The 16469-nt window shown below is 68.1% G+C and carries 16 protein-coding genes, 1 pseudogene and 1 riboswitch; of the genes and pseudogenes, 9 read left to right on the forward strand and 8 right to left on the reverse strand.

The genetic code is table 11. The features are described 5' to 3' along the window. Positions 1–76: 76 nt before the first annotated feature. On the reverse strand, positions 77–835 hold the full coding sequence (locus tag WJ16_RS30900) for a DeoR/GlpR family DNA-binding transcription regulator (RefSeq protein WP_069260755.1): 759 nt from the start codon (positions 833–835) through the stop codon (positions 77–79). Between the two features lie 207 nt (positions 836–1042). Between WJ16_RS30900 and WJ16_RS30905 the strand changes: the two genes are divergently transcribed. From WJ16_RS30905 to nadE, 3 genes are all read left to right on the forward strand, one after another. Continuing rightward, positions 1043–1228, forward strand: a complete 186-nt coding sequence (locus tag WJ16_RS30905) for a hypothetical protein (protein ID WP_006480515.1) — start codon at positions 1043–1045, stop codon at positions 1226–1228. A gap of 177 nt (positions 1229–1405) precedes the next feature. Further along, positions 1406–2275: a DMT family transporter gene (locus tag WJ16_RS30910; protein WP_069260756.1), complete on the forward strand. Its 870-nt coding sequence runs from the start codon at positions 1406–1408 to the stop codon at positions 2273–2275. A gap of 209 nt (positions 2276–2484) precedes the next feature. Further along, a complete protein-coding gene (gene nadE / locus WJ16_RS30915; protein WP_069260757.1) occupies positions 2485–3333 on the forward strand; it encodes an ammonia-dependent NAD(+) synthetase in 849 nt (282 codons plus the stop codon). Positions 3334–3408: 75 nt separating this feature from the next. Here the strand turns inward: nadE and WJ16_RS30920 are convergent, their stop codons facing one another. From WJ16_RS30920 to WJ16_RS30930, 3 genes are all read right to left on the reverse strand, one after another. Continuing rightward, a complete protein-coding gene (locus WJ16_RS30920; protein ID WP_069260758.1) occupies positions 3409–5085 on the reverse strand; it encodes a S10 family peptidase in 1677 nt (558 codons plus the stop codon). Between the two features lie 73 nt (positions 5086–5158). Further along, positions 5159–6748 carry a S53 family peptidase gene (locus WJ16_RS30925; RefSeq protein WP_069260759.1) on the reverse strand — a complete coding sequence of 530 codons (1590 nt, stop codon included), beginning with the start codon at positions 6746–6748 and terminating at the stop codon, positions 5159–5161. A gap of 229 nt (positions 6749–6977) precedes the next feature. Then, positions 6978–7604 carry a LysE family translocator gene (locus WJ16_RS30930; RefSeq protein ID WP_069260760.1) on the reverse strand — a complete coding sequence of 209 codons (627 nt, stop codon included), beginning with the start codon at positions 7602–7604 and terminating at the stop codon, positions 6978–6980. 134 nt (positions 7605–7738) lie between these two features. On the opposite strand from WJ16_RS30930, the gene WJ16_RS30935 reads away from it, so the two are divergent. Then, positions 7739–8203, forward strand: a complete 465-nt coding sequence (locus WJ16_RS30935) for an Lrp/AsnC family transcriptional regulator (RefSeq protein WP_069260761.1) — start codon at positions 7739–7741, stop codon at positions 8201–8203. Positions 8204–8318: 115 nt separating this feature from the next. On the opposite strand, the gene WJ16_RS30940 is transcribed toward WJ16_RS30935, so the two are convergent. Continuing rightward, the gene (locus tag WJ16_RS30940) at positions 8319–9230 is read right to left on the reverse strand and encodes a LysR family transcriptional regulator (RefSeq protein WP_069261241.1); all 912 of its coding nucleotides are present in this window, start codon (positions 9228–9230) and stop codon (positions 8319–8321) included. Between the two features lie 139 nt (positions 9231–9369). Here WJ16_RS30940 and speB point away from each other — a divergent pair, with 139 nt between their 5' ends. The 3 genes from speB (at position 9370) to WJ16_RS30955 (ending at position 13382) form a co-directional block, all read left to right on the forward strand. Beyond that, entirely contained in the window at positions 9370–10326 is a 957-nt protein-coding gene (gene speB / locus WJ16_RS30945) for an agmatinase (protein WP_011353980.1), read from the forward strand. Positions 10327–10381: 55 nt separating this feature from the next. Next, entirely contained in the window at positions 10382–11707 is a 1326-nt protein-coding gene (locus WJ16_RS30950) for an MFS transporter (protein WP_069260762.1), read from the forward strand. 172 nt (positions 11708–11879) lie between these two features. Then, positions 11880–13382, forward strand: a complete 1503-nt coding sequence (locus WJ16_RS30955; protein ID WP_069260763.1) for a purine-cytosine permease family protein — start codon at positions 11880–11882, stop codon at positions 13380–13382. A gap of 60 nt (positions 13383–13442) precedes the next feature. Here WJ16_RS30955 and WJ16_RS30960 read toward each other — a convergent pair. After that, positions 13443–13619, reverse strand: a pseudogene (locus WJ16_RS30960) (hypothetical protein); the annotation flags it as partial. Between the two features lie 139 nt (positions 13620–13758). Between WJ16_RS30960 and WJ16_RS30965 the strand changes: the two are divergent. Further along, positions 13759–14667: a LysR family transcriptional regulator gene (locus WJ16_RS30965; protein ID WP_069260765.1), complete on the forward strand. Its 909-nt coding sequence runs from the start codon at positions 13759–13761 to the stop codon at positions 14665–14667. Positions 14668–14689: 22 nt separating this feature from the next. Here WJ16_RS30965 and WJ16_RS30970 read toward each other — a convergent pair whose 3' ends face one another. Together WJ16_RS30970 and WJ16_RS30975 are read right to left on the reverse strand one after the other, a co-directional pair. Further along, entirely contained in the window at positions 14690–15412 is a 723-nt protein-coding gene (locus WJ16_RS30970; RefSeq protein WP_069260766.1) for a CbtA family protein, read from the reverse strand. 13 nt (positions 15413–15425) lie between these two features. Beyond that, positions 15426–15635, reverse strand: a complete 210-nt coding sequence (locus WJ16_RS30975) for a CbtB domain-containing protein (protein WP_006488502.1) — start codon at positions 15633–15635, stop codon at positions 15426–15428. A 33-nt stretch (positions 15636–15668) separates the two neighbouring features. After that, positions 15669–15806, reverse strand: a riboswitch (cobalamin riboswitch). Positions 15807–15861: 55 nt separating this feature from the next. On the opposite strand from WJ16_RS30975, the gene WJ16_RS30980 reads away from it, so the two are divergent. Then, the gene (locus WJ16_RS30980) at positions 15862–16446 is read left to right on the forward strand and encodes a histidine phosphatase family protein (protein WP_069260767.1); all 585 of its coding nucleotides are present in this window, start codon (positions 15862–15864) and stop codon (positions 16444–16446) included. Positions 16447–16469: the final 23 nt, after the last annotated feature.

Genomic DNA, 16469 nt, shown 5'->3' on the forward strand with positions numbered 1-16469 from the left:
AAATGAATGGGTCAGTGTCGGCAGAGGTTCTTCCCGCGGAATGACGGTTCGATGAACCTTGTATGTCGGACGCGCGTCAGTCGCACACGAGCAGCTCGATCCCGCGCGCGGTGAGTGCGCGGCGCACGGCCTTGTCGGGCGCGCGCTCGGTCACGAGATAGCGGGCGGCGGCCGCGCCGTTGATCCGCACCGGCGTCACGCGGCCGAATTTCGAATGATCGGCGACGATGATCGCCGTGCCGGCCGCCGCGATCATCCGGCTGCGCACCTCGGCCGCGAGCCGCGAGTAGTCGGTGCATTCGCCGTCGGGCGTGATGCCGCCGGCGCCGATGAACGCGAAATCGACGTGGTACTGCGCGAGCTGCTGGATCGTGTCGAGCCCGAAGGTGGCGTCCTCGTCGTCGGACAGCTCGCCGCCGAGCAGCGTCACGCGGTTGCCGTTGCGCCGGGCGAGCACGAACGCGGTGCGCCAGTCGTTCGTGTAGATCGATAGGCGGTGCCGGTCGGCGAGCGCGAGCGCGACCGCATGCGGCGTGCTGCCCGAATCGATCAGCACCGACGCATCGTCGGGCACGAATTCGGCCGCGCGCCGCCCGATCGTGCGCTTCGCGTCGGCGTTCGCGGCTTCGCGTTCGGACAGGCTCGGCTCGCGGCGGTCGGCCGCCAGCGCGCCGCCGTGCGTCATCACGAGCAGGCCGCGCGCGGCCAGTGCGTTCAGGTCGCGCCGCACGGTCTCGCGCGACACGTCGAGCGAGCGCACGAGTTCCGCGACCGACAATGCGCCCGACCGTCCGAGCTCCGACAGGATGTATTGATGACGTTGTTCCGCCAGCATCGCGTGTGCGCCCGAGGCGACTGGTAATGGGTAAGCCGGCCATTGTATTACGGCCGTTTGACCGGCATTTGACCGCGGCGGGAACCGGGGCCGGTCGCGTTTCCCGAAAGCGAAATTCTGAATTGCCCGACGCGCGCGAATCGGCACGGCGCCGGTTGCTACACTTTGCGCTTCGCCGAACGACGACCAAGCAAAGGGGCTCGCGCCATGTATCGCAAAGGCAGTGTGATCGAAATCCAGTTTCCGCCCGAACGCCTCAACGACGCGGCCGGCGATCCGTACTGGATCGACCTGACGCTCGACGAAGCGCGCCGGCTCTACGAACAGCTCGCCGCGCGCTTTGCGACCGACGCGCGCGCGAACCAGCCGCTCGACACGTTCTCGATCGACTGATCGTCGCGGCGTCACGCCCGCCGGCCGCCCATGCGCGGCGGCGCTCGCGTCGCCCGCACCGACGGCCGCATGCGCGGCACGCGGCACGAGTGCAGGATTCGACAAGACGCCGGCAGCGCTTGCGCCGATACTGGCCGACTTCACGATTCTGTCCGGCCGCGTCGCGGCCCGCCACGCATGCTGACCTCGATCGTCGCCGCCGCTTTCGTCGCACTCTGGTCCACCGGCTTCATCGTCGCGCGGGCCATCAAGCCCTACGCCGATCCCAACCTGTTCCTGCTCGCGCGTTTCGCGGGCACGGCCGCGCTGTTCGGCGCGGTGGCGCTCGTCACGCGCGCGCCGTGGCCGGCCCGGCGCGAATGGCCGCGCCACCTGATCGCGGGCGCGCTACTGCAGGGCGTCTATCTCGGCGCAAGCTACTGGGCCGTCGCACAAGGGCTGAACGCGGGCGTCATGGCGCTGCTCGGCGCGCTGCAGCCGCTCGCCACCGCCGTGCTCGCCGTCCCGCTGTTCAACGAGCGACTGCCCGCGCGCGGCTGGCTCGGGATGGCGCTCGGGCTCGCCGGCGTCGCGCTCGTGCTGGCGCCGAAGGTCACGGGCGGCGGAGCGCCGCCGCCGGGCGCGGCGCCCGCGTGGCTCGTCGTCGCCGTCTCGGTGCTCGCGGTCGGGTCGATCACCGCCGGCTCGCTGTACCAGAAAGGCAAGCTCGCGCAGAGCGACCTGCGCACGGCGGTCGCGGTCCAGAACTTCGGTGCGGCGATCGTCGCGGCCCTCTTCGTCGTGCTGCTGCACGAGACGCGCTGGATCGGCGCGCCGGCGCTGTGGGTGTCGCTCGTGTGGGGTGTCGTGTTCCTGTCAGGCGGCGCGGTCACGATGCTGATGTGGATGCTGCGGCGCGGCAACGCCGCGCGCGCGACGTCGCTGCTGTTCCTCGCGCCGCCGCTGGCCGCGCTGCAGGGCTACTGGCTGTTCGGCGAAACGCTTGCGGCGATCCAGCTCGCCGGCTTCGCGCTCGCGCTGGTGGGCGTCGTGCTCGCGCGGCGCTGACGTCGGCCGGCGAGCCCGCATCCGCGTCGCAACCGTGCGCAACCGCACTGCGCGCGGCCTCCCGCATCCGCCCGGCGCACCGTGCACCAACGCGAGGCAGCGCGTCTCGCCGAAGCAACGCGAAACCGCCGGATCGCACGCCCGGCGCGGCGCCGCGCGGCGATTGCGCTTATGATGGGCGCCTTGCATTTCGTTCCGGAACCTCCTTCATGACATCCGCCGATTACGCCAGCCGCCAACGCGCGATCATTGCCGAACTGAACGTCGCCCCGCACTTCGACGCCGAGGCCGAAATCGCCCGCCGCGTCGAGTTCCTCGCGCAATACCTTCGTTCGACCGGCCTGCGGAGCTACGTGCTCGGCATCAGCGGCGGCGTCGATTCGTCGACGGCCGGCCGGCTCGCCCAATTGTCGGTCGAGCGCCTGCGCGCCGGCGGCTACGATGCGCGCTTCATCGCGATGCGCCTGCCGAACGGCGTGCAGAACGACGAAGCCGACGCCCAACGCGCGCTCGCGTTCGTCCGCGCGGACGAGGAACTGACCGTCAACGTGAAACCGGCCGCCGACGCGATGCTCGGCGCGCTCGCCGCGTCCGGCCATGCGTTCGAGACGCCGGCCCAGCAGGACTTCGTGCACGGCAACATCAAGGCGCGCGAACGCATGATCGCGCAGTACGCGGTAGCCGGCGCGCGGCGCGGCATCGTGATCGGCACCGATCACGCGGCCGAGTCGCTGATGGGTTTCTTCACGAAGTTCGGTGACGGTGGCGCGGACATCCTGCCGCTCGCGGGGCTGAACAAGCGTCGCGTGCGCGCGGTGGCCCGCGCGCTCGGCGGCGAGGAACTGATCGTGATGAAGGTGCCGACGGCCGACCTCGAGGAACTGCGCCCGCTGCGCCCCGACGAACACGCGTACGGCGTGAGCTACGACGAGATCGACGATTTCCTCGAAGGCAAGCCGGTCAGCGACCACGTGTACGAAACGGTGCTGCGCTTCTACGACGCTTCGCGCCACAAGCGCGCGCTGCCGTACACGCCGTTCGACTGGCCGGCCGCGTAAGCCGGCCGCCCGCGCGTCAAAAAAACGCCGCGCGCACCGTCACGGCTGCGCGCGGCGGACACCCGACGGGCACCGTTATGCGTGCCCGCCCGTCTTCTTCGCCTGCAGCGCGCGAATCCGCAGCCGCGCCCCGGTGTCGCTGACCGTCGTGTCGTACATCGCCGCGAGATCGCGTTTGAGCGCGGTACGCGAGCCGCCGTCGAGATACACCATGTGCCCCGACGGATAGAAACGCGCGGACAGGTTCTGCCGCACCTTCTGATCCTCGAGCGGCATCTGCTGCAGGTCGATCACGGTCTGGTAGAACGGCGTGACGAAATCGTAGAGACCGTTCGCCGACAGCACCTTCAGGTCGACGTTCAGCGCCATCACCGCGGCGAGATCGCCTGCCGTATAAAGGATCACGTTCCCCTGCGCATCGATGCCCTGCTGCGCGCCGGTCGGGTCGATGTGACTGAAATCCCAGTTCTGGAACGCCTGGTCGTTCAGGTCGGTGAACGCGGAATTCGACGTGAACTTCAGCTGCTCGTTCAGGTAGCTGTTCCACATCGCCGTATAGACACCCGTCACGGCCGTCATCGTCGGATCGTTGCCGCCCGAGTTCGGGTCGATCTTGCCGGCGATGCCCGACGAGACTCCGGTCACGCGGCCGTCGTACGAGCCGAGCGCGAGCCCCTGCGCATGCAGCAGCGTCGTCAGGAACAGCGAATTGCCGCGCGTGTCGTAGCCGGCGATGTCGAGACTCCACGATTGCAGCGTCGCCGTATCGATGCCCGTGTACTGCGACAGCTTCTTCACGACGGCCGGGTCCGCATGCGGGACCGTGCGCAGCGCGTTCAGGTAGTCGGTGCGCGAGAACTGCGCGACCTCCTCGACGAATGCGCCGAGATCGGTCGGCGCCGGCGTGATGCCGAGCTTCTTGTGATACCACGCATCGGCCGCGGCGGTCGGCAGCGCGCCGACCGGGTTGCCGGCCTGCCGGTAGTCGAGGATCGACGATTGCAGCGTGACGCCGTTCAGGTCGACGCCGTCCTCGTGCAGCTTGTACGCGAGCACGCAACTGCGCGCGGTGCCGTACGATTCGCCGAACAGGTACTTCGGCGAGTTCCACCGGTTGTTCTTCGTCAGGTAGCGCTTGATGAACTGCTTCAGCGAATCCGCATCCTGGTCGACGCCCCAGAAGTTGCGGTTCTTGTTCGGCGCGACGGCCGCCGAATAGCCGGTGCCGACCGGGTTGATGAACACCAGGTCGCTGTGGTCGATCATGCTGTCCGGGTTGTCTTCGATCTGGTACGGCGCGGGCGGCGTGAAGCCCGGCATCGACGTCTTGATGCGCTTCGGCGCGAACGAGCCCAGCAGCACGAACACCGACGACGAGCCCGGCCCGCCGTTGTAGAAGAACGTGACGGGCCGCGTTTCTTCCTTCGCGCCGTCGGCCGTGAACGCGACGTAGAAGAGCTTCGCGGCCGGCTGCGAACTGCTCGGGTCGACCGTCACGAGATGGCCCGCCGTCGCCGTGTACGCGATGCGCTTTCCGTCGATCAGGATCGTGTGATGCGTGATCGCGGCCGCCTCGGTCGTGTCGGTCACCGAGTCGTCGGGGCCGTTGCCGTACGCGACTGGATCGAAGAAAGGCTGGTCGCGGCCGTGGCTGAGCGCGACCGGATTGACGGTCGGCGGCACGCCATGCGAATTGTGGTCGCCGTGATGCAGCGGATACACGCCGCCGGAAGATGCGGAATCGATGCCCATCGTGCTGCTCCTGGAGGTGAAAAAAGACGCGGGCAGGACACCCGCGTCGAACGCAAAGCTGTGTTCCCGCGCGTCAGCTCGACGGCTTGCGCGCGAGGATCGCGGCGAGTTGCGCGCCGTTCGGGCTGCCGAGGCCCGTGCACGCGTCCCAGCCCGACGCGGCCGCATAGGTGCCGTTCGACCCTTTCGTGATGTCGCGCAGCGCGCCCGGGTGCTTGTACAGCACCGGATTGATCCAGCCGGCGGGCGCGCCGGCCGCCGCATTGACCCGCGCGATCAGCGCGGCCCACAGCGGTGCGACCGCGCTCGTGCCGCCCATCACCGTGGGCGTGCCGGCCACCGACACTTCGTAACCCGTCTGCGGCGACGCATCGCCGGCAACGTCCGGCACGCCGCGCTTCGCGAGCGGCGTGCTGCCGCCGTCGGTGCGCGCGACGCTCAGCCCCTGCTGCCACACCGGCAGGTCGAACATCGTGCTGACGCCGCCCCCGCCCGCGCCGCCGCCCGCGGCTTCGTCGTTCCACGCGACCTCGCTGCGGATGCCCTGGCCCGGCAGCGCGTCGAGCTGCGTGCCGCCGCAGCCGAGCACGTACGGGCTCGATGCGGGGAAATCGACGTGATCGGTGCCGTCCTGCAGCCCGTCGCCCGACCCGCTGTCGCCCGACGCCGCGCACACGGTGATGCCCTGCGCGGCCGCCGCCTGCAGCACGCGGTTGAACGCCTGCGCCGACTGCGCCTGCCAGATCGCTTCCGGGCCGCCCCAGCTGATCGAGATCACGGAAGGCTTGTTGGTCTTGTCGGTAACGGCCGCGTTGACCGCCTGGATGAAGCCCGCGTCGCTGTTCGGCGCGAAGTAGACCGCGATCTTCGCGGCCGGCGCGATCGCGCCGGCGATCTCGATGTCGAGCGCGACTTCGCCGTCCGGGCCGTTCGCGTCGCCGGTCGGCGCGTTGCGGCCGGTGCCGACGTTCACGTCGACGAGCGTCGGCGGCGTCTTGATCCCGAGCCCGCGGAAGTATTGCTGGATGTCTGCCGCGCGATAGCCGCCGCCGAGCTCGATGATCGCGATGCACTGCCCGGCGCCGTCGCCGGCCGGAAAGTTGTACAGCGACGCGAGCTGGATCGGCGTGAACGTGACGGCCGCGGCGCCGCGCGCGGGCCGGAACGGCGGCCGCAGCCGGAAGTGCGGCCGCGCCTGCGGGCGGCTGTCGAGGCCGAGCACCGCGGTGACGGCGTCGCCCAGCTCGTCGGGCAGCGCGATCGGGCCCGAGCGGCCGCGATACTGGCCGATCGAACGATGCTCGAAGCGCTCGAGCTTCACGCTGAACGCCGCTTCGAACTGCTGGATCGTGCCGGACAGCACGACGACGCTTTCGACCGGATCGACGCGATCGACCGTCAGCTGATGACGCTTCGCGAAGGCCTCGGTCTTGCGGATGTCGTCGGGGTTGGCGGAGAAACGCTGCGCGAACGCGTCGCGCGACAGCGGTTTTGCGTGAGCGTCGCCGGTGGCGAGCTGGTGGACCAATGCGTCGAGTTGCCCTTCTTCCTGCCGCCGCAACATGATCGTGACGTGGATACGTTCTGCCGGATCGCACTGGCCGAGACACTTCGATTCGGCGACGATCCGGGGCTCACGGTCGGCTTGAAGATGCCTTGCCATGTTCAGACCCTCCTTGGTACCGCGTTGCACGGAACAGCCAGGAAATCGGACAGGGCCGGTGGAAGACGGTTCCGTTCGGTCAGTCGGTTCGCCGCTGCGCGACGTTAGAGGAAGTGTAGAACAGTCAGATGATTTGCGCGCACGCCCTTCTGCCGCAACGCGTGCGCGCGGGCGACCGGCATCGCGCGCGGTCGCCCCGCTCCATGGGATGGCTGCCGCGCGGCGTCGCTCAGTCCATCGACAAGCGCAGCGCGAAACCGATCAGCGCCGCGGAAAACGTCCAGCGCTGCACCGTCTGCGCGAGCGGATGCGCGCGCATCCACGCGGCGATCCGCGACGCGCCGAACACGCACGCGAGGTCGAAGCATACGCCGGCCGCCACCAGCAGCGCGCCCAGCTCGAACATCTGCAGCACGACCGGCCCGGCCTCGGGGCGCACGAACTGCGGCAGCAGCACCGAGCAGAACAGCAGCGCCTTCGGGTTCAGCAGGTTGGTGAGCAGGCCCTTCACGAACGACTGGCGCAGCTCGCCCGCGGCGGCGGCCGCGTCGCCGTCGCCGAGCGCGAACACCGGCGAACGGAACACCTGGATCGCGACGTACGCGAGATAGAGCGCGCCGCCATAGCGGATCACTTCGTACAGCCACGGCGCGCTGCGGATCAGCGCCGCGACGCCGCACGCGGACAACGTCACGTGCGCGGTGCGGGCGAGCGACAGGCCGGCCGCCGCCGCGATCCCGGGCCGCACGCCGCGGCCGATGCTGGTCTGCAGCACGAGCGCCATGTCCGGCCCCGGCACCGCATAAATGGCCGCCAGCGCGGCGAGATAAATCAACAGCAAATGCGTGGAAATCATGGTCTGCCCCTGTCCTCTTACGGCGATATGTTGCCGCCGGAGAGCGAGGGATTATTGGCCATCTTTGGCTCGGGATTGGCGATCCGTAGGGGAATCCGCCACAATCTACCCATCCGCATCAGGAATCCGCCAACATGACCGACCTCGACAAAACCGACCGCGCCATCCTCGCCGCGGTGCAGCGCGACGGCCGCCTGCCGATCGCCCGCCTCGCCGACACCGTGGGCTTGTCGGAGACCCCTTGCGCGCGCCGCCTGAAGCGCCTCGAAAACGACGGCTACATCGAGCGCTATCGCGCGCAGCTGTCGCGCCAGGCGCTCGGCTTCGGCGTCGTGGCGTTCGTGCTCGTGCGGTTCGCGACGCACGACCGCAAGACCGCCGACCGGTTCGAACGGGAAGTGCTCGGCATCGAGCGGATTCTCGCGTGCCACAACGTCGCGGGCACCGCCGACTATCTGCTGCAGGTGGTGGCGCGCGACCTCGACGACTACGGCACGTTCCTGCGCGAATCGCTGCGCATGCTGCCGGGCGTGACGTCGATCGAATCGGCGCTGTCGCTGCGCGAGGTCAAGCACGACGCGGGGTTGCCGGTGCCGTGATGCCCGCCGAACCCGGTGCCCGGTTCGTTACTTCGGCGCCGATCGATGTGGGCCGCGTCAGCCCGCCTCCGGCCGCGCCGTCGTCGCGCTCGTTCACCGTGGCGATGCGGATCGCCTACGCGACGTCGGGCGGCTGGTGCGCGCGCTCGAGATCCTCGAGAAAGGCTTCGACGAGCGGATTCCCGCGCCCGTTGCGCGCGACGACCATGTGGAACGTCACGTCGTAGCGCAGCTGCTCCGGATTGAGCGGCGCGAGCAGCCCCTGCGCGACGTACGGCGCCGCGAAATGCTGCGGCAGATAGCCGAGGTGGTGGCCGGACAGGATCAGCAGCGCGACGGCCTCCATGTTGTCGGCGGTCGCGGTCACGCGGTCGGGCGTCGTCGACATCTGCGCTTCGGGCAGCGGATACGAGCGCCACGCCCATTCGAAGCCCGCGACGTCGGCGGGCGTCAGCGCACCCGCGCCGTCGAACAGCGGATGGCCGCGCCCGCAGTACGCCACCTGGCGCTCGACGAACAGCGGCGTGTAGTGCAGCGACGGCACGCGGTGCCAGAAGTAGCCGACCGCGATCTGGATCTCGTCGCTCAATAGCTTTTCCTCTAGATCGCCCGGCGCGCGCACGGAGATCGAGAAACGCACGGCCTCGTCGCGGGTGCGGAACGCGGCGATCGCCTCGGCGATCCGCGCGTTCTGGCTAATCGGCGTATGGCCGATCAGGCCGATGTTCAGCGTACCGACGAGCTGACGGTCCATGTGCCGCGCGGCCATCCCGAATTCGTCGAGCGCCGCGAGCAGCTTGCGGCTCATCGCGTGGAACCGCTCGCCCTTCGGCGTGAGCCGGAAGCCGCTGCGGCCGCGCTCGCAGAGCCGGTAGCCGAGCCGCGTCTCGAGCGACGACAGCTGCGCGCTGATCGTCGACTGCCCGACGTTCAGCACGGCCTGCGCGGCCGATACGCCGCCTGCGTCCGTGACCGCGAGAAATACGCGGATCAACCGCAGATCGAGGGTTGACAGATTCCCCAGCACGCTCATCCCCTTCCATACATCGATGAAAATCGATGTTTACGTCGATATCTTCGCATTCTTCTTTCCCGGCGGAGCGCGTAAAACTGTGCGCCAGGCCGCGTCGCATGATACGGCAACCCCACATCGGAAGAGACAGCCCATGAACGACCACACCCATTTCCAGCCGCTCGGCGGCAATGAAATGCCGCGCTGCGGCGGCATCGCGACGATGATGCGCCTGCCGCACGTGGCCAGCGCCGAAGGGCTCGACGCGTGCTTCGTCGGCGTGCCGTTCGACCTCGGCACCTCCAACCGCACCGGCGCGCGCTTCGGCCCGCGCCAGATCCGCACCGAATCCGTGCTGCTGCGCCCGTACAACATGGCGACGCGCGCCGCGCCGTTCGATTCGCTGCAGATCGCCGACATCGGCGACGTCGCGATCAATCCGTACAACCTGCACGATTCCATCGCGCGCATCGAAGCCGCGTACGACGCGATTCTCGAACACGACTGCAAGCCGATCACGCTCGGCGGCGACCATACGATCGCGCTGCCGATCCTGCGCGCGATCCACCGCAAGCACGGCAAGGTTGCATTGATCCACGTCGATGCACACGCCGACGTGAACGATACGATGATGGGCGAAAAGATCGCGCACGGCACGCCGTTCCGTCGCGCGGTCGAGGAAGGCCTGCTGCACGGCGACAAGGTCACGCAGATCGGCCTGCGCGGCACCGGCTACGCGGCCGAGGATTTCGACTGGTGCCGCGAGCAGGGCTTCCGCGTCGTCCAGGCCGAGGAATGCTGGAACAAGTCGCTCGCGCCGCTGATGGAAGAAGTGCGCGCGCGCGTCGGCGACACGCCCGTCTACATCAGCTTCGACATCGACGGCATCGATCCGGCCTACGCGCCTGGCACCGGCACGCCCGAAATCGCGGGCCTCACGGTGCCGCAGGCGCTCGAGATCATCCGCGGCGCGAAGGGGCTGAACATCGTCGGCTGCGACCTCGTCGAAGTCGCGCCGCCGTACGACCCGTTCGGCACCACGGCGCTGCTCGGTGCGAACCTCGCGTACGAGCTGCTGTGCGTGCTCCCGGGCGTCGCATACCGCGACTGATCCCCGCGCCGTCACCTATTCCAAATCAGAAGATTACAGAGGAGCACACATAAAAATGGGGACTTCCGTCAAGCAACCCAAGCGGGCGGCGCTTGCATCGTTCGTCGGCACCACGATCGAGTGGTACGACTTCTATAGCTACGCGACTGCCGCCGCCATCGTGTTCGGGCCGCTGTTCTTTCCCGGCGAAAACCGCTTCATCAGCCTGCTCGCGTCGTTCGGTTCGTTCGCGGTCGGCTTCTTCGCGCGGCCGCTCGGCGGCGTGATGTTCGGCTATCTCGGCGACCGTTTCGGCCGCAAGCGCTCGCTGCTCGCGACGCTGATGCTGATGGCGGTGTCGACGGTCGCGATCGGCCTGCTGCCGACGCATGCGCAGGCCGGCGTGATCGCGCCGGTCCTGCTCGTGCTGATGCGCGTGCTGCAAGGCATCGCCGTGGGCGGCGAATGGGGCGGCGCGGTGCTGCTCGCCGGTGAACATGCGCCCGAAGGCAAGCGCACGTTCTTCGCCTCGTTCGCGCAACTCGGCAGCGCGAGCGGCCTGATCCTGTCGATGCTCGCGTTCGGCGCGATCAGCACGCTGTCGAAGGAAGACATGATGAGCTGGGGCTGGCGCGTGCCGTTCCTCGCAAGCTCCGTGCTACTGATCGTCGGCTTCGTGATCCGCGCGAGCGTGTCGGAGTCGCCCGAGTTCGAGGAAGTCAGGAAGAGCGGCAACATCGCGCAAAAACCGCTGCGCGAAGCGCTCAAATATTGGCCGCTGCTGCTGCTCGCGATCGGCGCGAACGTGTACGGCATCGCCGGCGTGTATTTCAGCAACATCTTCATGATCAGCTACGCGACGCAGTTCCTGTCGCTCGACCGGTCGATGGTGCTGCATTGCATGACGATCGTCGCCGTGCTGCAGTTCGTCGTGCAGCTCGCGGCCGCGTTCCTCGCGCAGCGCTTCGGCACCACGCGCGTGCTGCTGATCACCGGCGCGTGGGCCGCGATCGTCCCGTTCGCGATGCTGCCGCTCGTGCACATGGGCACGCCGGTGTCGATCACCGTCGGCGTCGGCCTCGCGACGCTCGCGGAATCCGGCTACTACTCGGTGGTCGCCGGCTTCGTCAGTGGCATTTTCGTTGCGCGGATCCGCTACACGGCGATCTCGATCGCGTACCAGGTGTGCGGCGCGCTCGCCGGCGGCCTCACGCCGCTCGTCGCGACCGTCATCGCGCAGAACACCGCGCCGCAATGGTGGCCGCTCGCGATCCAGTACACGAGCGCCGCGCTCCTGTCGTCGCTGTGCGTGTGGCTGATTGCGCGCCGCGTCGGCATCGACGATGCCGGTGCGCCGGGCAACGTGAACGAACCGCTGCCGCGCGGCGTACGCGCCGTGTAAGTTCCCGCGACGGGCAGGCGATTCGCCTGCCCGTTTTCGTTGAATGGTCCGGCGGCGTACCGCACCGCCCCGGCATCCCTCGATATTCATCGCCCGCCGCGACGGTGTCGCGGCAGGGCAGGCGCACGCGGTCGCATCGACGCGCCGCGCGCGACCATGGAGACAAGCCGTCATGAACCGCCCCGACACCCTCGACCTCGACCGCGCCGAACCGGCCGGCCTCGCGATCGAACACCACTCGATCGACTACATCCCGGAACACGAACGCCACGCGAAACTGGCGAGCCAGGGGCCGTTCTGGTTTCTCGGCAATTTCCACTTCTTCACGATCTCGATCGGCTTCGTCGGCCCCGGCATGGGGCTGTCGGCGGCCTGGACGACGCTCGCGGGCGCGCTCGGGATCATGTTCGGCACGATCTTCATGGCGTTTCACGGCTCGCAGGGGCCGGAGATGGGCCTGCCGCAGATGATCCAGTCCCGTGCGCAGTTCGGCTATCGCGGCGTGATCGTCGCGCTGCTCGCGACGCTGTTCGTATTCGTCGGATTCAATGTCGTCAACGTATCGCTGATGGTGGACGGCGTGCACAACGTGTTCGGGATCGACGGCGGCTTCGTCGCCGTCGCGGCGGTCGCGATCGGCGCGCTGCTCGCGATCTACGGCCACGACCTGATGCACCGGACCTTCACGTGGGCGCTGATCGCGACGCTGCCGCTCTATGCGCTCGTCACGCTCGCGCTCGCGTTCGGCCACGCGGCGCCCGCACACGCCGCCGTTGCGCCGGCCGCCGCGCCGGGCTTCAACTGGATCGCGTTCGCGACGCAGTTCGCGATCGCCGCCAGCTACAACATCTCGTATGCGCCGTACGTGTCGGACTATTCGCGCTATCTGCCGAAGCATACGAGCCGCGCGAAGCTGATCGCGGTGATCTTCGCCGGCGCGTCGCTGTCGGGCACGTGGATGATCGGCCTCGGCGCGTGGCTCGCGCAGAAGCTGCACGCGGCCGACGCACTGGTCGCGGTGGACCATGTCGGCGCATCGCTCGTGCCGGGCCTCGGCAAGCTGATCGCGATCGTGTCGCTGGTCGGCTTCCTGCCGATCATCGCGCTCAACGCATACAGCGCGATGCTGACCGTGCTGACCGCCGCCGATTCGATCGTGCCGATCCGGCCGACGCGGCGCGCGCGCGTCGCGTCGATCGTCGCGATCAGCACGTTCGTGCTCGCGTGCGTGTTCGCGATCCGCGGCAACGGCATCGCGCTGCTGCAGACGTTCCTGACGCTGATGCTCTACTTCCTCGTGCCGTGGACCGCGGTGAATCTCGTCGATTATTTCTTCGTGCGGCGCGGCCACTATGCGATCGCGCATTTCTTCACGCCGAACGGGCTCTACGGCGCATGGCAACCGCGCGGCATCGTCGCGTACCTGGCCGGCTTCGCGGCGATGGTGCCGTTCTTCTACATCTTCGATGCCGACGCGAATCGCGAGGTGTTCGTCGGTCCGTTCGCACGCATGCTCGGCGGCGTCGACATCGCGTGGCTCGTCGGCTTGATCGTCGCGGGCGCCGTGTACGCGCTCCTGTCGCGTTCGCTCGACCTCGACCGCGAACGGCGTGTGATTGCCGAGACACCGTCCCCCGAGACACTCGCCGACACGGCCGCGCACGAGCACGCGTGACCTTCATCAGACCGACGATGTGATCCTGCGTCGGGATGTTCGGCGAGTGGATGTCGGACTCGCCCGCTTCAGGTACTCGCTCCATTGCGCGCGGCGCAGCGGCAACCCTTCGCGCGATGCAGCCTCGTCGATCTGGATCACGCGTACGCCGGCCTTCTCCAGATCGAGCACTTCGTCGCGGATCGCGAGCGCAAGCGGGTAGCACGACACCGGGCGCGGCGGGTCGTCGCGCATGAACGGTCGTGACCGTGCGCTGTCGTCCAGAAGAAACTGGAAGGTCCGGCAGCCACCATAGGGATGTCAAATCATGAAATAAAATGGCATTATTTCGTTCATCCATTAATGTGGCTCATGCGTCTACCGCGGCCCCCTATCCATGCTGGAACGATTCCATCTCGTCGTCATTCGTGAGGTCGAGCGCCAAGGCTCGATGACCGCGGCCGCCAATACGCTGCATCTCACGCAGTCGGCACTCAGCCATACCGTCCGGAAAATCGAGCAGCAGCTCGGTACGCCGATCTGGGACCGGGAAGGTCGCGGCCTGCGGCTCACGCAGGGCGGCCAGTATCTGCTGAAACTGGCGAACCGGCTGCTGCCGCAGTTCGAGCTCGCGGAAGAGCGGATGAAGCAGTACGCAAAGGGGCAGCGCGGCACGCTGCGCATCGGGATGGAGTGCCACCCGTGCTACCAGTGGCTGCTGAAGGTCGTGTCGCCGTACCTGTCGCGCTGGCCCGATGTCGACGTCGACGTGAAACAGCGCTTCCAGTTCGGCGGCATCGGGGCGCTGATCGGTTTCGACGTCGACGTGCTCGTGACGCCCGATCCGCTGAACAAGCCGGGCCTGCGCTTCGACCCTGTGTTCGACTACGAGCAGGTACTGGTGGTCGCCGATTCGCACCGGTTCGCGAATGCCGACTACGTGACGCCCGAGCAACTGACCGACGAGATCCTGATCACCTACCCGGTCGAAACCGACCGGCTCGACATCTACAACCAGTTCCTGACGCCGGCCGGCATCGTGCCGCGGCGGCACAAGTCGATCGAGACGACCGACATCATGTTGCAGATGGTGGCGAGCGGGCGCGGCGTGGCCGCACTGCCGAGATGGCTGGCCGACGAATACGCGGACCGGATGCCGGTCGTGCCGGTCAAGCTCGGCAAAAAGGGAATCGCGAAGCAGATCTTCCTCGGCATCCGCGAAGCGGATGCGTCGATCGACTATCTCGCCGCGTTCGTCGCCCTGGCGCGCGAGTCGACGGCGAGCACGCCGCGCATGCTGCGCTAGCCGCGCTCCGAGCCCATGCGCGTCAGGCGGCGCGCGCGCCGATGCGTTCGCCGCGCGCGACCCATGCACCGAACAGCAGGCCGATCGTCGTCCACATGATCACCTGCATGCCGATGGCCGCCACGCGGAACTTCCACAGCACGTCGGCCGGGAACGCGGCCGGCACTTCGTTGATCGACGGCAGCCCGAACTGCACGGCCGCGATGATCACGATGAACACGAGCCCCGCGACGATCGACGCGTTCCAGTGCCCGAGCTTCGCCAGCAGATGGCGGCGGACGCTCACCGAGAACACCATCGTCGCGATCGAAATCGCGATCATCAGGAAGAACAGGCCGGTGCGATAGCCGATCGTGTCGGGGTCGCCGACCGACGGCGGATTGGCCGGGTATTTGATGTTCGGCACGATCACGAGCGCGACGAACGCGGCCACCGCGAGCCACGCGGCGAGCGGACGTGCCGGCAGGCGGCTGCCGCGCCCGTACGCAAACGCGAAGACCAGCGAGAACAGCCCGCCGAACGCCGCGCCGTAGGTCACGACGCCCGTCAGCAGACCGAGACCGGCCTGCGTGTGGCGGCTGACCAGTTCGGGCTCCGGTGCGTCGCCCTTGGCGGCATCGAGCTTTTCCTCGAAGGAGATGGCCTGATCGACTTGCGGCTCGCCGACGATTCTGGCGAAACCGAACGTGAGAAGACCGGCGGCGATGCCTGCGAGCATCCCGCGCATGAGCAGCTTTCCGACCATCGTATGCTCCGTGTCAGTGGCAGGGAAAGCCGAGCAGATGGCGGCCGTCGTGAACGAATTCGTGAACGTACATGCCCGGCACGAGCGACGTCGCGCCTTGTTCCGCGCCGACGAAATAAAGCGCGAGCAACAGGATCAGGCCGACGAAAACAGCCCACGGCAACAGTTCGCGGACGGGGATGGGGGCCGGCACGACCGCCGGCTTCAGCACTGCTTCGCTCATGGATGCACCTCAGGGGTATCGCGCCCCGACAAATGTTGGATGGGTACGAAGGCAGGTCTGGCTTCCGGGATCATCGATCACCGGTTACAGTGGCGCGACCGCGCCGGATTTGCACCGGCTTCCGCGTTTCGTATCGGGCGAATTGTACGCGCGAACGTTCGCGTATTGAAGCGGCGGCAGGGGGACTGGTGCGTCCGTCCCGGATCATCCGAACACCGACACGAACATGCACGCCACGCTGCGCCTGATCGCACACGCATCGACCCGCGCGATGCGCACCGGCACGTTTCCCGACGACGATCCGCTCGATGCGCACGGGCTCGCCGAAGCCGCTGCATCGCGCGACCGGTGGACGGGCGCCTCCCGCTCGCTGGTGCTGTGCAGTCCGGCCCGCTGTGCGATGCAGACCGTCGATGCGCTCGGGCTGCACGCCGGCGTCGACGACGCGCTGCGCGACATCGACTACGGACACTGGCGCGGCAAGCGGCTGCACGATCTCGCACGCGATTTGCCGGACCCACTGGCCGCATGGATCGGCGATCCGTCCGCGTCGCCGCATCGCGGCGAATCGTTCGACGCCGCCGTGCAGCGGATCGGCGCATGGTTGGACGCACTGCCGCGCGGTCGCGACGTCGTCGCGATCACGCATGCGCCGATCGTCCGTGCGGCCATCGCGCATGTGCGGCGCATGGAGCCGCGCGCGGCCATGCGCGTCGACGTTGCGCCGATGTCGTGCACGACGTTCGCTGCGTCACCGGATGGCTGGACGTGGGCCACACCGGACGACGACCGGCGCGACAGCGACGCGTAAGCCGCCTTTGCGCTCACTGTGTG

The sequence above is a fragment of the Burkholderia metallica genome, from assembly GCF_001718555.1.
Classification (GTDB): Bacteria; Pseudomonadota; Gammaproteobacteria; order Burkholderiales; family Burkholderiaceae; genus Burkholderia; species Burkholderia metallica.

Coding starts and splice junctions, on each gene's coding strand:
- WJ16_RS30900 (WP_069260755.1), bottom strand. CDS start 835: ATGCTGGCGGAACAACGTCATCAATACATCCTGTCGGAGCTCGGACGG.
- WJ16_RS30920 (WP_069260758.1), bottom strand. CDS start 5,085: ATGGGCATCGATTCCGCATCTTCCGGCGGCGTGTATCCGCTGCATCAC.
- WJ16_RS30935 (WP_069260761.1), top strand. CDS start 7,739: ATGACCGACCTCGACAAAACCGACCGCGCCATCCTCGCCGCGGTGCAG.
- WJ16_RS30965 (WP_069260765.1), top strand. CDS start 13,759: ATGCTGGAACGATTCCATCTCGTCGTCATTCGTGAGGTCGAGCGCCAA.
- WJ16_RS30975 (WP_006488502.1), bottom strand. CDS start 15,635: ATGAGCGAAGCAGTGCTGAAGCCGGCGGTCGTGCCGGCCCCCATCCCC.
- speB (WP_011353980.1), top strand. CDS start 9,370: ATGAACGACCACACCCATTTCCAGCCGCTCGGCGGCAATGAAATGCCG.
- nadE (WP_069260757.1), top strand. CDS start 2,485: ATGACATCCGCCGATTACGCCAGCCGCCAACGCGCGATCATTGCCGAA.
- WJ16_RS30970 (WP_069260766.1), bottom strand. CDS start 15,412: ATGGTCGGAAAGCTGCTCATGCGCGGGATGCTCGCAGGCATCGCCGCC.
- WJ16_RS30950 (WP_069260762.1), top strand. CDS start 10,382: ATGGGGACTTCCGTCAAGCAACCCAAGCGGGCGGCGCTTGCATCGTTC.
- WJ16_RS30930 (WP_069260760.1), bottom strand. CDS start 7,604: ATGATTTCCACGCATTTGCTGTTGATTTATCTCGCCGCGCTGGCGGCC.
- WJ16_RS30980 (WP_069260767.1), top strand. CDS start 15,862: ATGCACGCCACGCTGCGCCTGATCGCACACGCATCGACCCGCGCGATG.
- WJ16_RS30905 (WP_006480515.1), top strand. CDS start 1,043: ATGTATCGCAAAGGCAGTGTGATCGAAATCCAGTTTCCGCCCGAACGC.
- WJ16_RS30910 (WP_069260756.1), top strand. CDS start 1,406: ATGCTGACCTCGATCGTCGCCGCCGCTTTCGTCGCACTCTGGTCCACC.
- WJ16_RS30955 (WP_069260763.1), top strand. CDS start 11,880: ATGAACCGCCCCGACACCCTCGACCTCGACCGCGCCGAACCGGCCGGC.
- WJ16_RS30925 (WP_069260759.1), bottom strand. CDS start 6,748: ATGGCAAGGCATCTTCAAGCCGACCGTGAGCCCCGGATCGTCGCCGAA.